We start from the raw sequence: 16,010 nt of genomic DNA, 5'->3' as shown, positions 1-16,010 counted from the left end.
CCTAATACACCCTGAGTAACACAATAGATATTAATAACAAAAAGGAATCTATCATGAGAGTAAAGAGCTTTTTACGTACCGTCATGCTGATTGGTGCATGTACCGCAGCATTTCCGGCGTTGGCGGAAACAACGATACGACTATCCCTGCAATTACCACTTAAACACCATTTGGGTCAGAATGTTGTCGACTTCAAGAATGAAGTGGAAAAGAACTCAAACGGGGGGATCAATGTTCAGATATTCCCGTCTGCACAGCTATTTAAAGACAGCGAAGTGCATCAGGCCGTCACTTCTGGTGCCATTGAAATGGGCGTTATGAGTCTGGCTCAACTGGCAGGCACTATCCCGGCAGTGGATGTGTTCTACATCCCATTTATGTTCCCAAATCAGGAAAAAGTGGTTGCCGCCACCAAAGTTGGCAGCCCGGTTCGCTCTCTGCTTGACGCCGCGATTATTGAAACCGGTGCTCGCCCGCTGTGGTGGAACGCTTATGGCGGTGTCGCACTGCTCTCCAAGAAAAAACCGATCAGACTGCCTGAAGATATGGAAGGTATGAAGGTACGTGTGTTTGGTAAAACCCTCGGTGAGTTTACCAAAGCGGTCGGCGGCGCACCGGTTACCATGGCCGGTTCTGAGCAGTTCCTGGCCTATCAGCGAGGTACGGTCGACGCGGGGATGACCGGGGTATCAGCGGTTGGCCCACGTAAACTTTATCAAGTGATGGATTACCTGACCCTGACCAACCATGCCGATATTGAGTTCATCACCATCATCAACGAAGATTTCTGGAAGAAATTGTCGCCAGAAGAGCAGACCATTATTACTGCAGCCGCGCAGAAAGTAGAACTTCAGCTGCGTAATAAGATTCAGCAGATTGAAATCGATGCTATTGCTGATGCTGAAGAGAAAATGACGGTGATTCATCTGTCTGACGAAGATGTCGCCGCATGGCGCGAGAAAACCAAGCCAGTATTGCAAAACTTTATGGACAACTCAGGACCTTTAGGCAAACAGGTTATTGAAGCGGCTGAAAGCCTATAATTCAATCGCTATACCGGAGTGAGCGGGTTAAACCGCTCGCTCCGCTCTTGCCTGAATCACTTTGAGGTAAATAAATATGTCCAATATCGAACTGGAAGATATTGACGATACTGTAAACCGGGCCCATCACCCCTCATGGTGGGTGCGTGTTAATTATCAGATTGTCAGCCTGTGCGGAAAGCTATCGGCTTTTCTTTTCGTTCTGATCGCAGCGCTGATTACCTATGAAGTCATCGCCCGGTATATCTTTGTTGCACCTACTATCTGGTCTGCTGACATCTCCCTGCTGTGCCAGATATGGGCAACCTGCCTTGGTGCAAGCTGGGTGTTACAGCACAAGGCGCTAATCCGTATCGATATCCTCAACGCCAGGCTGGGTCCGCGTTTATCACAGATAGCGGAGTGTACTTCACTGCTGACTATCGCTCTTTTTTCCGCAGTCTGTAGTTATTATGGCTACCGACTGCTACATGAATCAATCATCCAGGGATCAGCCTCAGCCAGCATGCTTGGTCTGCCCTCATGGACAACGGAAGCAGCTATTCCCTGTGGCTTTGGTTTGCTTACCATTCAGGCGATAACTGAATTTTTTCTGGTCCTCTCAGGAGAGCAGCAACATAAAGAAGGGGTTTCTGCCTGATGACCGTCATGATCATTCTCTTTATTCTTATTGTGGCACTGTTAATCGGTATCCCTGTGGCATTCGTCCTGGGCGGCATGGGACTGGCCATGCTGTTATGGGCCGATCTGTCACCGATGATGGCAACCATGGCGTTGCACTCCTCGTTTGACAGTTTTGTATTGCTATCGGTACCACTGTTCCTATTGATGTCAAATATACTACTCAAGGGCGGCATAGGTCGTGATCTGTTTGCCGCAGTACAAAGCTGGGTTGGCCACTGGCCAGGTGGTTTGGGCATCGCCACCATTACCTCCTGTACCATTTTTTCGGCAATTTCCGGTTCTTCGGTTGCCACCGCCGCCACTATCGGTAGTGTCGCCATAAAAGAGATGACAGATCGCGGTTATGAGCGCCCCTTTGTCTATGGTCTGATCGCGGCTGGCGGGACCCTGGGCATTCTGATCCCACCCTCAATCCCGATGATTGTATACGGCGTCATAACGGAGGAATCCATTGTCGATCTGTTTCTCGCCGGAGTGGTACCAGGGCTATTGATGGCTGGCCTGTTTATTCTCTATAGCTTTATGTATTCGCGCTTCAGCAAACAATATATTCCCTGCGAAAAAGCGTCCCGGGCCGAACGCAACCGCGCCAGCCTGCGCGCCCTGCCGACGGTAATGCTGGCGATTGTTATTATCGGTGGCATCTATACCGGTATTTTCACCCCCACAGAATCTGCCGGTGTCGGGGTTGCCTTCTCGTTAGTGATCGTCCTCGCGATGCGTACCTTTAGCTTCGAAAAGTTTAAAGAAGCCAGTATGCAAACGATGAAAACCACCATCACCATCTTCCTGATCATAGCCGGTGCGAAGGTGTTTGGTAAGGCAATTACGCTGTATCAGATACCCCAGGATATCTCCATTATGGTCAGTGAGAATATATCCGAGATTGGTCTGTTCATTGCTGCGGTCTGCTTTGTTCTGCTGATTATGGGCTTCTTTCTTGAATCAATATCGATGCTGCTGATCATGGTTCCGGTGCTATCTCCCTCGCTGGCCTCAATGGGGATCGACCCGATCTGGTTCGGCATTATCTTCGTTATCATGATTGAGTGTGCTCTGATTACACCGCCAGTAGGTTTAAACCTGTTCGTCATACAAGCGGTGTCGGGGGGCTCTTCAGCGGAAGTGGTAAAAGGAGTCTGGCCATTTATCCTGTTGATGATAGTTTGTCTGTTCGCTGTCTACTTTATCCCCTCATTGGCGCTTTACCTGCCCTATGGCGTCTGACAGGCCTCAGAATAGCAACCTGAAAGCGGCTCTTCGCTGCTTTCAGGTAGTCCGCAGATGATTTAACAGATGGCGGGCCGCATCCAGCAGATGATCTGAATCACGTATGCAGATATGCAGCTCCCGGGACATCCATTCATCTTGCAGATTAACCGCTTTAATCCTTCTGGCTTTGATATAGGGTTTGGCTATGTTGAGAGGCATCAGGCCGATACCCAGGCCGGACTCGACCATACGGTAAAGCGCTTCATAATTGGTAACCTGAATACGCAAACGCAGTGATCGACTTAACTTAGATGCGGCTTCAAACATCTGGTTATTGATGGCGCTTCCGGTGTGCAGCCCCACGTAATCATAGTCGAGCGTATCGGTAAAATAGATATCTTTACTCTCCGCAAGCGGATGCCCCTGGGGTGTTATCAACACCAGATGGTCGGTTTTATAAGGGTAAATAATCAGATTCTGGCAATCACTCGGGGCGTTGGTGACGATGCCGATATCCGCAATACTCTCGCCAACATCACGCAGTACTTCACTACTGATCCTCTCTTCCAGATGAATCTGAACCTGTGGATACATATCCAGAAATGAACGTAACTGATTGGGCAAAAACTGACTGATAGCCGAGATATTGGCGACCATGCGTACGCTACCCCGTAAACCATCGGAGTATTCGCTCATATGTCTGAAGATATCATCCAGCTGGTGCAATACATCCCGTGATCGTTTCAACAGTGCGCTGCCCGCCTCAGTAGCAACGACACCTCGATTGGTTCTCGTCAGTAAAGGCGTACTCAGCACCTGCTCCAGCTCACTAATCCTTTTAGAGATCGCCGACGCAGCGATAAAATTACTTTCAGCCGCCCGGGCAATCGAACCCTCTTCGATCACGCTGACAAATAAACGAAGCGAAGTCGGATCAAGACGCATACTTAAAAACCCTATAGTGACCTTCAACAGGAAGACGATGTTATTCATCGACCTTGGCTTTAGATAGATATTTTGTCAACAGTAAACCCTTACCGACTATTAAAAATGGGATCACCCAGAGCCAGTTCGACGGCTCAGGCGAAGTTCAGCCATCATCGCGCCTTTTTCAGATCACGCCTCAAGCAGCGCTATCCGATCAAAAGAGCTTACTCCAACCTCAGTGCCTGACTTAAATACCGCGCAATATTTCAATTGTTAACGCGATGACACACAGCAGAAATTCCCCGTTAATTCCCCTCCTTTTAAATAGACACTGAGATTCAGCAGAGCAACGTCATTCAGAGATATCGTTGCTCATAAGGACTGATGAACAACGGATTTAAAATCCTCCGTTTTACGAAACCAGAAAGAACAACACAAAGATAAAAATAAAAGGAAAGCTCGCCATGAAAAAGTCATCAATTGTTCAAGCCATTATGCTGGCCACCGCCCTCTCTGCTCCTTTCGCCATGGCAGCGGATAAGCCGGTCGTTGGCCTGATTACTAAAACCAATACCAACCCTTTCTTTGTCAAAATGCGCCAGGGTGCACAAGAGAAAGCGGATGCGATGGGCATCGAGCTGCGTACTTTCTCCGGTAAATTTGATGGTGATAATCAATCCCAGGTGCAGGCGGTTGAAAACCTGATCTCTGCTGGTGCTAAAGGCATTCTGATTACCCCGAGCGACCCCGCAGGTATCGTACCTGCCATCGAACGTGCCCGTGAAGCCGGCCTGCTGGTAATTGCTCTGGATACACCGTTAAGCCCTGCCACCGCAGCGGATGCCACCTTTGCCACTGACAATTTTAAAGCCGGTGAGATGATCGGCCAATGGGCTGCCGCAACCCTGGGTGATAAAGCTGCAACCGCTAAAATAGCGATGCTGGATCTGAACAGCAGCCAGATCACTGTTGATGTTGCCCGTGATCAGGGCTTCCTGAAAGGCTTCGGTATCGAGCTGAATGACCCCAACCGCATCGGCGACGAAACCGATCCACGTATTGTCGGCAACGATGTCACCAGCGGTGCTGAGGAAGGCGGTCGTCGGGCGATGGAAAACCTGCTGCAAAGAGACCCGGAGATCAATGTGGTCTACACCATCAACGAACCGGCTGCCGCAGGCGCTTATGAAGCACTGAAGTCTGCTGGCCGTGCCGATGATGTACTGATTGTCTCGGTCGATGGCGGTTGCCCCGGTGTTGAAAACGTGAAAGACGGCGTTATCGGCGCCACCTCAATGCAGTTCCCACTGCGGATGGCGTCAATGGGCGTCGATGCGATTCTCAAATTTGCCACCACCGGCGAAAAGCCTCAGACCACCGAAGGTCTGGATTTCGTCAATACCGGCGTCGAGCTGATTACCGATAAGCCAGTCAGCCATATCGGTGCCAAGAGTTCATCTGAAGGTTTAACTATGTGTTGGGGCTAAAACCCGACGCATAAAGCAACACCACAGCAGGGTGGTTTCACCCTGCTCGTTTCAGAGTAATACCAGGAGAGTCCCATGGCTAACTCAAGCACATTAAAAACAACAGAGACAGCTGATCACGAGTTGGTCGCAGCTTCTGCAAGTGGTGAAGTTGCTTCATTTGAAGCGGAGAAACTTTCCCTGGTGGAAAAAGGACACCGCTTCTTCCACGCCAATCCAACCGCTGCACCTGCTATCGTCCTGTTGCTGGCAGTCATCGTCTTCAGCCTGATCATAGGCGATCGTTTCCTCACCCCCTTTAATATGTCGCTGATTCTTCAGCAAGTGACCATCATCGGCATTCTGGGCATAGCCCAAACCCTGATCATCCTAACTGCCGGTATCGACCTCTCCGTCGGTGCCATTATGGTACTGACATCCGTCGTCATGGGTAAGATGGCGATCGACATAGGTTTACCCCCAGAGATATCACTACTGATCGGCATCGCTACCGGCGCACTCGCAGGCTATATCAATGGCTTACTGGTGACTCTTTTCCGCCTGCCACCCTTTATCGTAACCCTTGGCACCTGGAACATCTTTTTTGCCCTGAACCTGTGGTATTCCAAAAGCGAAACCATTCGTTCACAGGCGATTGAACAAACCGCTCCACTACTGCACTGGACCGGACGCACCATCGAGCTGTTTGGTGCCAAGCTCACTTACGGCTCACTGCTGATGCTCGCGCTGTTTGCCCTTATCTGGTACGCACTCAACTGGACCGCCTGGGGCAAGCATGTGTATGCCACTGGTGATGATCCGGGCGCAGCCAGTCTGGCAGGTATCCGCACCAATCGTATCTTAATGTCCGTATATATCGTCGCCGGGGCTATCTGTGCCATTGCTGCCTGGGCACTGATCGGCCGCATCGGTTCGGTCAGCCCGCAAGCAGGTATGACCGCAAACCTCGACAGTATCACGGCGGTGGTTATCGGCGGCTGTAGTCTGTTCGGTGGCCGTGGATCTATTTTTGGCACACTCATTGGCGCCCTGGTTGTCGGGGTATTTCGTAACGGTCTGGCGCTGGCAGGAGTCGATGTGCTCTGGCAGGAATTTACCGTCGGCCTACTCATCATAGTCGCCGTTGGTATGGACCAGTGGATTCGGAGAGTGTAATCATGAATATTGAGAAAGCTACAGTATTACAAGCACGCGGACTGGTAAAACGTTATGGCCATGTCACCGCCCTGGATGGTGCAGATTTCGACCTTTATCCAGGTGAAATTCTGGCCGTCATCGGTGATAACGGTGCCGGTAAATCGTCACTGATCAAAGCCCTCTCTGGCGCTCTGGTACCCGACCGAGGCACAGTAAAACTGGATAATGAGACGGTGAACTTCAAAAGCCCGATGGACGCCCGTAATGCCGGTATCGAAACCGTCTACCAGAACCTCGCCGTCGCGCCATCACTGGATATCGCCGATAACCTCTACCTCGGCCGTGAACAACTGCGTCCGGGCATTCTGGGCACGGTCTTCCGCATGCTGGATAAGAAAGCGATGCACGATAATGCCCGCCAGAAACTATCCGAGCTGGGCCTGCTGACCATTCAGAATATCAACCAGGCGGTGGAAACACTGTCCGGTGGTCAGCGTCAGGGGGTAGCCGTTGCCCGCTCAGCAGCCTTCGCCAAGCATGTGGTGATTATGGACGAGCCCACCGCCGCACTGGGGGTAAAAGAGTCCCGCCGGGTGCTGAATCTGATCAAAGATGTACGCGACCGGGGCCTGTCTGTGGTCTTGATCAGCCACAACATGCCCCATGTATTTGAAGTGGCAGACCGCATCCATATCCATCGGTTGGGTAAACGCCATGCGGTGATCAGACCGGACACCCACACTATGTCGGAAGCGGTGGCGATTATGACCGGGGCGCTGGACCCTCATGAACATGCCGCAGGCGCATTCGCGGCCTGAACAAAGTTGAACCTTGGCCCTGACTAAACATCAGGGCCTTTTTTATGGATAGACCACCGATGAATAAGAATTTTCTCAGCAACCTGACCGGTTCATTTGCCATGCCGGCGATGGAGAACCCCACCGTTGCCATGGTTGAAGCGGCCTATCAGCATCACCAACTCGACTGGCGCTATATCAACTGCGAAGTTTCACCGGAGCAGCTTAAAAACGCGGTACTCGGTGCCCGGGCGATGGGCTGGGCTGGCTTCAACTGTTCAATCCCCCACAAAGTAGCGGTGATCGAACACCTGGACGGACTGGGACAATCTGCTGAGATTATCGGCGCCGTTAACACCATTGTACGGAATGACAAGGGCGAATATATCGGCGAAAACACCGACGGCCGTGGCTTTGTAAACGCCTTAAAGGAGGTGACCGACCCACAGGGAACACAGGTGGTTCTGTTTGGCGCGGGCGGTGCTGCCCGGGCTGTCGCGGTAGAGATGGCGTTCGCCGGGGTCACTCATATCACGGTGGTTAACCGCTCTCGTGAACGAGGCGAAGAACTGGCCCGACTGATCGGCGAAAAAACACCGGCCACTGCCACATTCGAAAGATGGGATGGGGATTTTTCACTGCCTGCAGATACCGACATTGTCATCAATGCCACCGCCATCGGTCTCTACCCGAATATCGACCAACAGCTGGATATTCACTGGGAAACACTGACTGCAAATATGGTCGTCGCCGACGGCATCCATAACCCTCCGATGACACCACTGCTTCGAACAGCTCAGCAGAAGGGCTGCAAATTCATCAATGGACAGCAGATGCTGGTACACCAGGGTGCTATCGGCATCCACTACTGGACCAGTATCACAGTGAACACCGAAGTAATGCATACAGCGCTGAGGAAGATATTTAACCCGGAGTAAACCGCTTATACGGTTAAGCACTTTCCTGTTCGAGAATCGCAACCATCTGCCGAGGATTTTCTCTCACCAGAGTCAGCAACTTTTTAGTTGGACCTGTAGGGTTTCTCCGTTTATTTTCCCAGCTTTTAACCGCTTCGTAGCTAGCACCAATAATATCGGCAAACTCTTTGCGGCTTTTACCTGATGCTTCACGAATCGCTTTAACATCGAGTGTTTCATAGTGATGTATCACTCTCATGTCGGGTATTATTTCGCCTTTTTCAATCGCAACCATCTCTTCAGCGCTGCGAAGAAGATCAGCAAACAAGTCATCTTTCATCGTTGATTCCATCGCTATCTTAGCCTGCTGGAGACTTTCATTAGTTGGGACTTTTGGACATCGGTGATGTTATCGGCTTCATTCTTAGGATAAATAAGCGCCAGATATAACCGCCCCGAGAGAACAGATAAATTATAATATATCACTCTTACACCACCACTTTTCCCCATCCCAGGCCTGGACCATCGAAGCTTTCGAAATCCGCCGGTCCCGGAAATGGTGCTACCACATTCAGGATTTGCAATTAATGCCTTCTGCAACTCGCTGAACTCATCATCGCTCAGTAAATCCTTTCTGTGTTTACTGAAGCCGCTTAGCTCTATAAATGTAAACATAACATTCCATGTACTTTGTACACAGTATATCAGGTACATTGTACCTTTCAATACTAATTAAAGGTGTCTGACGATTCACCATCCCTGATAGCTATCAACCGTCTCCCGGGTGATCAGTTCCGCCGGAATCAATATAGTAGTTTGCTCCAGTGTCTCGCCCTGCATTAACCGATAACCGGCTTCCACTGCTTTCGCGGCCATATAGTTGGGAAACTGTGCAGCAGTTGCTTTAATCAACGAATTCTCTGCACGCAGCTGTTGTTCTACGCCAGGGGCTCCGTCGACAGAAACAATCATAAAATCATCCCGTCCGGCAAATTGCGCGGCATCCTGTGCGCCCAGCGCAGAGGGATCATTGATGGTAAAGACACCATCAATCTGCTGAAACTGAGTGAGCAGATAGGTCATCGACTCCAGCCCGCCTTCACGCCCCCCGCCGCTGTTGAGATCGCTGGAAAGCAACTGAATACCCGGCGATTGCGCCAGCACCTCTTTACATCCGGCGACTCTCTCCCGCACTGAAGATACTTTAGGTCCATTGATGATCACCACACGACCCTGTCCACCCAGCTGCTTGACCAGATAATCGCAGGCGATCATCCCTGCCTGAGTATTATCGGTGGTCACGGTGGCATCAGCACCTTTGGCTTTCACATCCACCGCCAGCACTTTAACCCCGGCTTTCCGGGCTTTTAACACCGCCGCTTCAACGCCATCATAACTGGCAGCAGAGAGCAGAATCATATCCATCCCCTGCGCGACAAACCCCTCAATCTGTTCAATCTGACGCTTAACATCATAGGCACTGGATACCACCACCACGTTGGCATTATCGCCCACCAGCTGCTTCGCCTGGATTTCCGCCCCCCGCGCGATCTGAGTGAAATAGGGATTGCCCAGGTCTGACACTGAGATCCCGATCGACAGTGCGTTATCAGCCAGAGTAACAGCCGATGTTGCTGTGAGAGTAAAACCCAGCGTAGCTATTAACAGTCGACCAGCGGTCATTTTCCAGCGTTTAATCCTGATCACAAGCGGCGATCTCCTTTATCAGCATGGCGTTTAAATGTCGCGTCGAGTGCTATGGCCAGCTCTTCTAAGCGATAGGGTTTCGCCAGCACGATATCGGTTTCTTTCAATCCATACTGCCCACTCAGATGCTGCACACTCAGACCCGACGTCAGCAGCACCGGTATCTCAGGCCAGCGATGCTCTATTTTTTCCGCCAGGTGCAGGCCGTTAACGGCGGTTCCCAGGTTGATATCGGTAAACACGATATCGATATTCTTACGTTGATTAAGCTGTGTAATAGCCTCCTCAACGGAACTCACCGCGACCACCCGGTATTCAAGTTTTTCCAGCACCTCCTGCCCAGCGTCTCTCACCTGAGTATCATCCTCGACCATCAACACACAGCGATTCTCGCCATAGCTGAACTCAGTGATACGCTCCGTTGCAGGCAAACGCGCTTCTTCGGCTTTGCGGCGCAGATAGATACCAATGGTAGTCCCCTGCCCCTGTTTGCTCTGGACTTTGATATCACCATCCGACTGCTTGACAAAACCATACACCATACTCAGCCCCAGGCCACTGCCCTGACCGACCTCTTTCGTCGTAAAAAATGGCTCAAACACCCGACGCAGATGCCCTTCAGAGATGCCACAGCCGGTATCGGCGACCTGAATATGAATCGCATCGGTTAGCTGACCATTAATCTCGATAGCACTGCACTGACGGGTACAGAACGTCAGCACCCCGCCGTCAGCCATCGCCGCGCTGCTGTTAATGGTCAGATTCAGCAACGCATTCTCCAACTGCCCGGGGTCAACATCCACCAGCCAGCCATCGGCGGCCAGATCGAGTTTTATTTTTATCGATGACCCGACACTGTACTCAATCAGGTCCAGCATACCCTCGATCAGCTCATCCACTTCAGTGGCTTCCGGTGTCAGGTGCTGCTTGCGCGAGAATGCCAGCAATCGCTGAGTAAGGTTTTTACCCCGCTCGGCAGATGCCAGTGCACGACGGGCATATTTAAGCCCTTTAGGCTCGTCATACAGGGTTGATTCCAGCAACTGCAGGTTGCCATACATCGCCGCCAGCAGGTTATTAAAGTCGTGGGCCACCCCGCCGGTCAACTGCCCCAGCACCTCCATCTTCTGGGATTGACGCAACTGCGCTTCGACGGTTTTACGTTCGGTCAGATCACTGTACAAAGTAACAAAACCACCATCCGGCATCGGACTGCTTCTGAACTCAACCACCCGACCATTGGCAAAATGTCTTTCAAAGTGCTGCGGTTCCTGCCGACGCATCAGATTCACTTCGTCCTTATCCAGCGCCATACCATCCAGTGCCCAGCTTTCCTGCGCTTCTTTAGACAACAGCGCGTGCACTTCCTCGATTGACATGCCGCTTTGCAGACCCGCTTTTGGCAGTTCCAGAATAACCAGATACTGAGGGTTCCAGGCGATTAACCGGCCTTCCTTATCAAATACACTCAAACCATCATTGATATTGGTAAACACCGTTTCCAGCAGGTTGGACTGTTCCTGCAGATCATGACTAATGCGATCAATCTGCACCGCATTCTCCCGGAACACCTGAAATGCCCGGGCCAGATCACCAATCTCATCGCTACGCTCAATCGCAGGCGTCTGCTGATGGGTATCTCCATCGGCAAGACGACTCATTAACAGCGTCACCGAGGTCAGGTTCATCACCAGTTCGCGCACCATCAAAATCCCCCCCAACGCAGCAGCAACACAGAGCAGACTGATAATAAAAATACCGGTTTTACCCGAATTCACCGCCACCCCCACCCGCTGGCTTTCATGGGCGATACGGCTTTGTATCTGATCAACAAAGTGCTGCACCTCACCACTAAGTTGCTCGGATATCGCCCGGGTTGAGGCCAGTAAAAAGGCACTGCGCTGCTCCATACCCAGCTGCTTCAAGCGCAGATCAAATAGATTATTTGGCGCGACACCGACAGCATACAACTCGTCATACCAGTGGTCAGAGCTGCGACGACCCGGCGTCGCAATGGTTTGATTAGTGGGGGTATTCTTTTGCAACATATCTAACAGACGCGTAAAGCGCTGGCGGCTTGAATTCAGACTATCAGCCGACTGGATATGCGAGGCAATAACCAGCATCTCGACCATCCGCGTCATCGATTCACTGATAGCTGAACGGTTGGCCGCATCAAACCGCTCAGCCTCATCGACCAGACTCCTCAGGCGGTATTCATATTCACGCAGGTCTTCCCGCAGAAACAGATGCTGACGGGTCAGTTCGATCAGTTCATTAACGGTGATTTCGAGGCGTTGCAGCAGGTTCTGCAGGTTGGGTGCGGCGGCATCCAGCTGAGGAATACTTTGTGCCAGCGAGAGCACCTTTTCGATCTTATTTTTCAGGGTCTGGCTCAACCCTTCTAACATATAGGGTGTACCGGCACTGGTGACATAGGGCGCAATCGCCGCCAGGTTTGCGGTGCGCTCAGCCAGTTCCAGCGAACGGGAGATATCGGGCAGGGCCTGCTGTTCAAAGATATTCAGCGCCCGGTCGGTGTTGCTCAGCCCCTGCCAGCCCACCAGCGCCAGAATCATCGCCGAAACAGAGAGAATGGTAAACGCCAGCAATAACCGCGTGCGCGCTTTGAGCCTGCGGAAAGGGCTGATAACAGAGATCATTTTCAGCGCCTTTGAATCGAAGCGTTTAACACTGAATCACCGCAGCGCTGAAGATATAACCCACACCCCGCTCGGTACGAATATAACTCGGTTGTTTGGGGTTAGGCTCGATCTTGCGGCGCAACCGCAGGATCAACACATCAATGGTGCGGTCGAATACATCGGAGTCGAATCCACGGGTGGCTTCCAGCAACTGATCACGACTAAACACCCGGTTGGGCGAGCGAACAAACATCTCCAGCAGCTCATACTCGCCATAGGTCAGTGAGACCGGTTCGCCATCAGAGCCGGTCAGTTCTCTGCTGGTCAGATCCATCACCCAGCCATCAAACGACAGTCGTTCATGGCTGTAAGCATCATCCTTACGCACCACCGGCGTACTCAGCTGAGTCGTTCTGCGTAACATCGCACGCACCCGGGCCAGCAGCTCACGGTTGTTAAAGGGTTTCATCAGAAAGTCATCTGCGGCCAGCTCCAGCCCCAGAATCCGGTCGGTTTCGTCGCCTTTGCCGGTCAGCATCATAATGGGGATACTGGAATGTTCCCGCACCTCACGCGCCAGCTGCATACCATCCTCGCCTTTGAGGCGAAGATCGAGAATCACCAGCGAAAAGGCGGCTTCATTCATCGCCTGACGCATCGAGGCACCATCAGCCACCGCCAACACGCCGTAACCACTATCTTCCAGTAGATCCTGCAACAGCTCGCGCATGTCGATCTCATCATCGACCACCAAAACCCTTTGCTGGACAAGATTTGTCATATGCTTTTCCAATTTTATTCTTCTTATAAGTTTATAAATAACACACCTGAACACCAATAAAATTTCAATTATTACAAACAACGCGAAAATGGTTCATTCTTTGTTTACCTGCCACCGGCTTAATGGCACAGAAGAGAGGTCCCGCAGGATCACCGGATCAAACAAAAAATCACGAGGCAGCCCATGTATAATCTCAGTTCCTCTGTTACCTGGAAAAAACTCGAGCAGTTAGCCCGGGAAACGCAGAATGACCGAATCTCAGAGTACTTTTCTGACGATGCCGGCCGGTTTGACAAGATGAGTCTGCGATTAGGCGGGCTGTTCCTCGACTACTCTAAAAACCGGCTTTCCGGTGAGATATTCAAAACACTGCTCAAACTGGCGGAGCATTCCCCTCTGCGGCAACGCCAGGCGCAAATGTTTTCCGGGGATATCATCAATGTTACTGAGAAACGTCCGGTACTGCACACCGCGTTAAGAAACCGGGGCGAAGAGCCGGTAACCGTGAACGGTCAGAATGTGATGCCGGAAATTCAGGCCGGACTGAAAAAGTTACAGGCATTCACCGATAAGGTACGGGATGGCGAGTGGCTAGGCTTCTCCGGTAAACGCATCCGAAACGTCGTCAATATCGGTATCGGTGGCTCTGATCTGGGGCCGAATATGGTGTGCCGGGCGCTGTTACCCTACCAGCACCCGGAGATGAAATTTCACTTCATCTCTAACGTTGATGGCCAGCATATTAAGAAAATTCTTAAAGGGCTGGACCCGGAAACCACCCTGTTCATCATCTCGACCAAAACCTTCTCCACCCAGGAAACCCTGCTGAATGCCAACACCGCCAAGCAGTGGTTTATCGAACACAGTCACTGTCAGGGTGCCGATCTGGGTAAACATTTTGTCGCCGTATCCACCAACAAAGCCGCGGCGATGGAGTTCGGGGTTAACGAAGACAGCATTTTTGAATTCTGGGCCTGGGTCGGCGGACGCTACTCGCTCTGGTCGAGCATCGGCCTGCCTATCGCCCTGAGCATCGGTTATGAGCGCTTTATCGAGCTACTGGAAGGCGCATTTGAGATGGACCAGCACTTTCAGAATGCGCCACTGGAGAAGAATATGCCGGTGATTATGGCGCTGATCGGCATCTGGTATATCAACTTCCTAGGGGCAGAAACACAGGCGGTAATCCCCTATGACCAGGCGCTGCACCAACTGCCCTCTTTCCTGCAACAGCTGGATATGGAGAGTAACGGTAAATCCGTCGATATGGAGGGCAACCCGGTGGACTATGCCACCGGCCCGATTGTCTGGGGACAGACCGGTTCCAACGGCCAGCACGCTTTTTTCCAGCTGCTGCATCAGGGCACCCGATTCGTGCCGATCGATTTCATCGCCTCACTACAGGTGGAAGAAGGCACTGAGGCACATCAGTTTGCCCTGCTGACCAATATGCTGGCCCAGGCGAATGCCTTCATGAATGGCGATGCCGCAGGCCATCAGCAGGACTACACCAGCTGTCCAGGCAATCGCCCGAGTAATGTGCTGTTACTGGATCAGCTAAACCCCCACAACCTCGGCGCCCTGATTGCGCTCTATGAACACAAGGTATTTGTTCAGGGGACCATCTGGAACATCAACTCCTTCGATCAGTGGGGGGTCCAGTTGGGTAAACGTCTGGCAACGGAGATCAGCCGTAACATCGAAAGTAAAAGCACTGAATATGACGCCTCCACTCAGGGGCTGATGCAGATCGTCAAACAACATTTTTCGGGCAGCAGCCCGGTGGCTAAAGAACAGTCATTAAAAAAAGAACCCAGCGCTGCCCTCACCAAAGTTGCAGTACAACCAGCAAAAGCAAAAAAGACGGCATAAATATCACCATGAAAACACTGCTCGAACATAACTTTAACGGCCTGCAACATATCGGCATTCCGGTCACCGAGATACAACGCTCTGTTAACTTTTATCGCCGCCTGGGGTTTGTCCCGGTGATGGAGAAAACCTTTCCTGAGGGCGATGGTGAAACCACGGCGGTCATGATGCAGAGAGCGGGTGTCATCATCGAACTCTATCAGCTACCGCAAAGCCAGCTCGAAGAGATCAAGAACAGACGCGATGGTGCTGTGAATCATATCGCCTTTTCTGTCAACGATATTCAGGCTGCTTTTAATGAGATGCTTGCCACTGGAGAAGATATCCTTGAAGATAAACCGGTTCACCTGGACTTCTGGGAAAACGGCTGCAAATACTTTGCGATCCGGGGACCGGATGGCGAAAAACTGGAATTTAACCAGATTCTCTGAACAGGATAACTATAATGACCACTCTGGTTTCACTCATCGGCATCAGCGCTGCCTGCATGACCACGATATCCTTTGTGCCTCAGGTGTATGCAATCCTCAAAAGTAAAAACACCTCAGGCATATCGGTCACCATGTACTCCATATTCACCTTCGGTGTGTTTCTCTGGGTGATCTACGGATTCATCATAGAGGATATGCCCGTCTTTCTGGCCAATCTGATAACACTGATCTTAACCCTATCGGTGCTGACGCTGACCATTACCAGTCGTATACGCCAAAAGAGTTCGCAGCCGGATACAGTCAGATCAAGCGATCAGAACTGACCGGCCTTTCTCACCCTCGCTTTAAACACTTTTAGTGAAACGCCGGG

Annotated in this window: 15 protein-coding genes; 10 read left to right on the top strand and 5 right to left on the bottom strand. The window is 51.4% G+C overall.

The features are described 5' to 3' along the window. Positions 1-53: 53 nt before the first annotated feature. The 3 genes from dctP to Q0499_RS20550 all read left to right on the top strand — a co-directional run bounded on the left by dctP (position 54) and on the right by Q0499_RS20550 (position 2,954). Positions 54-1,043 (top strand): TRAP transporter substrate-binding protein DctP, encoded by a 990-nt coding sequence (gene dctP, locus Q0499_RS20560; protein WP_299203757.1) that lies wholly within the window; start codon positions 54-56, stop codon positions 1,041-1,043. A gap of 76 nt (positions 1,044-1,119) precedes the next feature. Beyond that, positions 1,120-1,683: a TRAP transporter small permease gene (locus Q0499_RS20555; protein ID WP_299203754.1), complete on the top strand. Its 564-nt coding sequence runs from the start codon at positions 1,120-1,122 to the stop codon at positions 1,681-1,683. Then, positions 1,683-2,954, top strand: coding sequence for a TRAP transporter large permease (locus Q0499_RS20550; RefSeq protein WP_299203751.1), 1,272 nt, complete (start codon positions 1,683-1,685; stop codon positions 2,952-2,954). The genes Q0499_RS20555 and Q0499_RS20550 overlap by 1 nt, the downstream gene beginning before the upstream one ends. 42 nt (positions 2,955-2,996) lie before the next feature. Here Q0499_RS20550 and Q0499_RS20545 read toward each other — a convergent pair whose 3' ends face one another. After that, entirely contained in the window at positions 2,997-3,884 is an 888-nt protein-coding gene (locus Q0499_RS20545; RefSeq protein ID WP_299203748.1) for a LysR family transcriptional regulator, read from the bottom strand. A gap of 446 nt (positions 3,885-4,330) precedes the next feature. Between Q0499_RS20545 and Q0499_RS20540 the strand changes: the two genes are divergently transcribed. The 4 genes from Q0499_RS20540 to aroE all read left to right on the top strand — a co-directional run bounded on the left by Q0499_RS20540 (position 4,331) and on the right by aroE (position 8,225). Then, positions 4,331-5,353: a sugar ABC transporter substrate-binding protein gene (locus Q0499_RS20540; RefSeq protein ID WP_299203746.1), complete on the top strand. Its 1,023-nt coding sequence runs from the start codon at positions 4,331-4,333 to the stop codon at positions 5,351-5,353. A 75-nt stretch (positions 5,354-5,428) separates the two neighbouring features. Then, positions 5,429-6,508: an ABC transporter permease gene (locus Q0499_RS20535; protein WP_299203743.1), complete on the top strand. Its 1,080-nt coding sequence runs from the start codon at positions 5,429-5,431 to the stop codon at positions 6,506-6,508. Positions 6,509-6,510: 2 nt separating this feature from the next. Beyond that, entirely contained in the window at positions 6,511-7,308 is a 798-nt protein-coding gene (locus tag Q0499_RS20530) for an ATP-binding cassette domain-containing protein (protein ID WP_299203741.1), read from the top strand. Between the two features lie 44 nt (positions 7,309-7,352). Then, complete coding sequence (gene aroE / locus Q0499_RS20525; protein ID WP_299203738.1) at positions 7,353-8,225, top strand: shikimate dehydrogenase; 873 nt, start codon at positions 7,353-7,355, stop codon at positions 8,223-8,225. Between the two features lie 13 nt (positions 8,226-8,238). Here aroE and nadS read toward each other — a convergent pair whose 3' ends face one another. The 4 genes from nadS to Q0499_RS20505 all read right to left on the bottom strand — a co-directional run bounded on the left by nadS (position 8,239) and on the right by Q0499_RS20505 (position 13,337). Then, on the bottom strand, positions 8,239-8,544 hold the full coding sequence (gene nadS, locus Q0499_RS20520) for a NadS family protein (RefSeq protein WP_299203734.1): 306 nt from the start codon (positions 8,542-8,544) through the stop codon (positions 8,239-8,241). A gap of 410 nt (positions 8,545-8,954) precedes the next feature. Further along, positions 8,955-9,911 (bottom strand): ABC transporter substrate-binding protein, encoded by a 957-nt coding sequence (locus Q0499_RS20515; protein WP_299203731.1) that lies wholly within the window; start codon positions 9,909-9,911, stop codon positions 8,955-8,957. Then, positions 9,908-12,574: a PAS-domain containing protein gene (locus tag Q0499_RS20510; RefSeq protein ID WP_299203728.1), complete on the bottom strand. Its 2,667-nt coding sequence runs from the start codon at positions 12,572-12,574 to the stop codon at positions 9,908-9,910. The genes Q0499_RS20515 and Q0499_RS20510 overlap by 4 nt, the downstream gene beginning before the upstream one ends. Before the next feature lie 25 nt (positions 12,575-12,599). Further along, positions 12,600-13,337, bottom strand: a complete 738-nt coding sequence (locus tag Q0499_RS20505) for a response regulator transcription factor (protein WP_299203725.1) — start codon at positions 13,335-13,337, stop codon at positions 12,600-12,602. Positions 13,338-13,520: 183 nt separating this feature from the next. Between Q0499_RS20505 and pgi the strand changes: the two genes are divergently transcribed. Genes pgi through Q0499_RS20490 form a run of 3 tightly spaced genes read left to right on the top strand, consistent with a single transcriptional unit; the run spans position 13,521 to position 15,963 of the window. Beyond that, the gene (pgi, locus tag Q0499_RS20500) at positions 13,521-15,209 is read left to right on the top strand and encodes a glucose-6-phosphate isomerase (protein ID WP_299203722.1); all 1,689 of its coding nucleotides are present in this window, start codon (positions 13,521-13,523) and stop codon (positions 15,207-15,209) included. An 8-nt stretch (positions 15,210-15,217) separates the two neighbouring features. Beyond that, positions 15,218-15,640 carry a VOC family protein gene (locus Q0499_RS20495; RefSeq protein WP_299203719.1) on the top strand — a complete coding sequence of 141 codons (423 nt, stop codon included), beginning with the start codon at positions 15,218-15,220 and terminating at the stop codon, positions 15,638-15,640. Positions 15,641-15,654: 14 nt separating this feature from the next. Continuing rightward, entirely contained in the window at positions 15,655-15,963 is a 309-nt protein-coding gene (locus tag Q0499_RS20490; RefSeq protein ID WP_299203716.1) for a SemiSWEET transporter, read from the top strand. Positions 15,964-16,010: the final 47 nt, after the last annotated feature.

It is taken from the genome of uncultured Amphritea sp. (assembly GCF_937127095.1).
Classification (GTDB): Bacteria; Pseudomonadota; Gammaproteobacteria; order Pseudomonadales; family Balneatricaceae; genus Amphritea.
This window is presented reverse-complemented; position numbering and strand designations above follow the sequence as displayed.

Bases quoted from the DNA above. Each gene is read 5' to 3' on its own strand.
- dctP (WP_299203757.1), top strand. From the start codon at position 54: ATGAGAGTAAAGAGCTTTTTACGTACCGTCATGCTGATTGGTGCATGT.
- Q0499_RS20555 (WP_299203754.1), top strand. From the start codon at position 1,120: ATGTCCAATATCGAACTGGAAGATATTGACGATACTGTAAACCGGGCC.
- Q0499_RS20550 (WP_299203751.1), top strand. From the start codon at position 1,683: ATGACCGTCATGATCATTCTCTTTATTCTTATTGTGGCACTGTTAATC.
- Q0499_RS20545 (WP_299203748.1), bottom strand. From the start codon at position 3,884: ATGCGTCTTGATCCGACTTCGCTTCGTTTATTTGTCAGCGTGATCGAA.
- Q0499_RS20540 (WP_299203746.1), top strand. From the start codon at position 4,331: ATGAAAAAGTCATCAATTGTTCAAGCCATTATGCTGGCCACCGCCCTC.
- Q0499_RS20535 (WP_299203743.1), top strand. From the start codon at position 5,429: ATGGCTAACTCAAGCACATTAAAAACAACAGAGACAGCTGATCACGAG.
- Q0499_RS20530 (WP_299203741.1), top strand. From the start codon at position 6,511: ATGAATATTGAGAAAGCTACAGTATTACAAGCACGCGGACTGGTAAAA.
- aroE (WP_299203738.1), top strand. From the start codon at position 7,353: ATGGATAGACCACCGATGAATAAGAATTTTCTCAGCAACCTGACCGGT.
- nadS (WP_299203734.1), bottom strand. From the start codon at position 8,544: ATGAAAGATGACTTGTTTGCTGATCTTCTTCGCAGCGCTGAAGAGATG.
- Q0499_RS20510 (WP_299203728.1), bottom strand. From the start codon at position 12,574: ATGATCTCTGTTATCAGCCCTTTCCGCAGGCTCAAAGCGCGCACGCGG.
- Q0499_RS20505 (WP_299203725.1), bottom strand. From the start codon at position 13,337: ATGACAAATCTTGTCCAGCAAAGGGTTTTGGTGGTCGATGATGAGATC.
- pgi (WP_299203722.1), top strand. From the start codon at position 13,521: ATGTATAATCTCAGTTCCTCTGTTACCTGGAAAAAACTCGAGCAGTTA.
- Q0499_RS20495 (WP_299203719.1), top strand. From the start codon at position 15,218: ATGAAAACACTGCTCGAACATAACTTTAACGGCCTGCAACATATCGGC.
- Q0499_RS20490 (WP_299203716.1), top strand. From the start codon at position 15,655: ATGACCACTCTGGTTTCACTCATCGGCATCAGCGCTGCCTGCATGACC.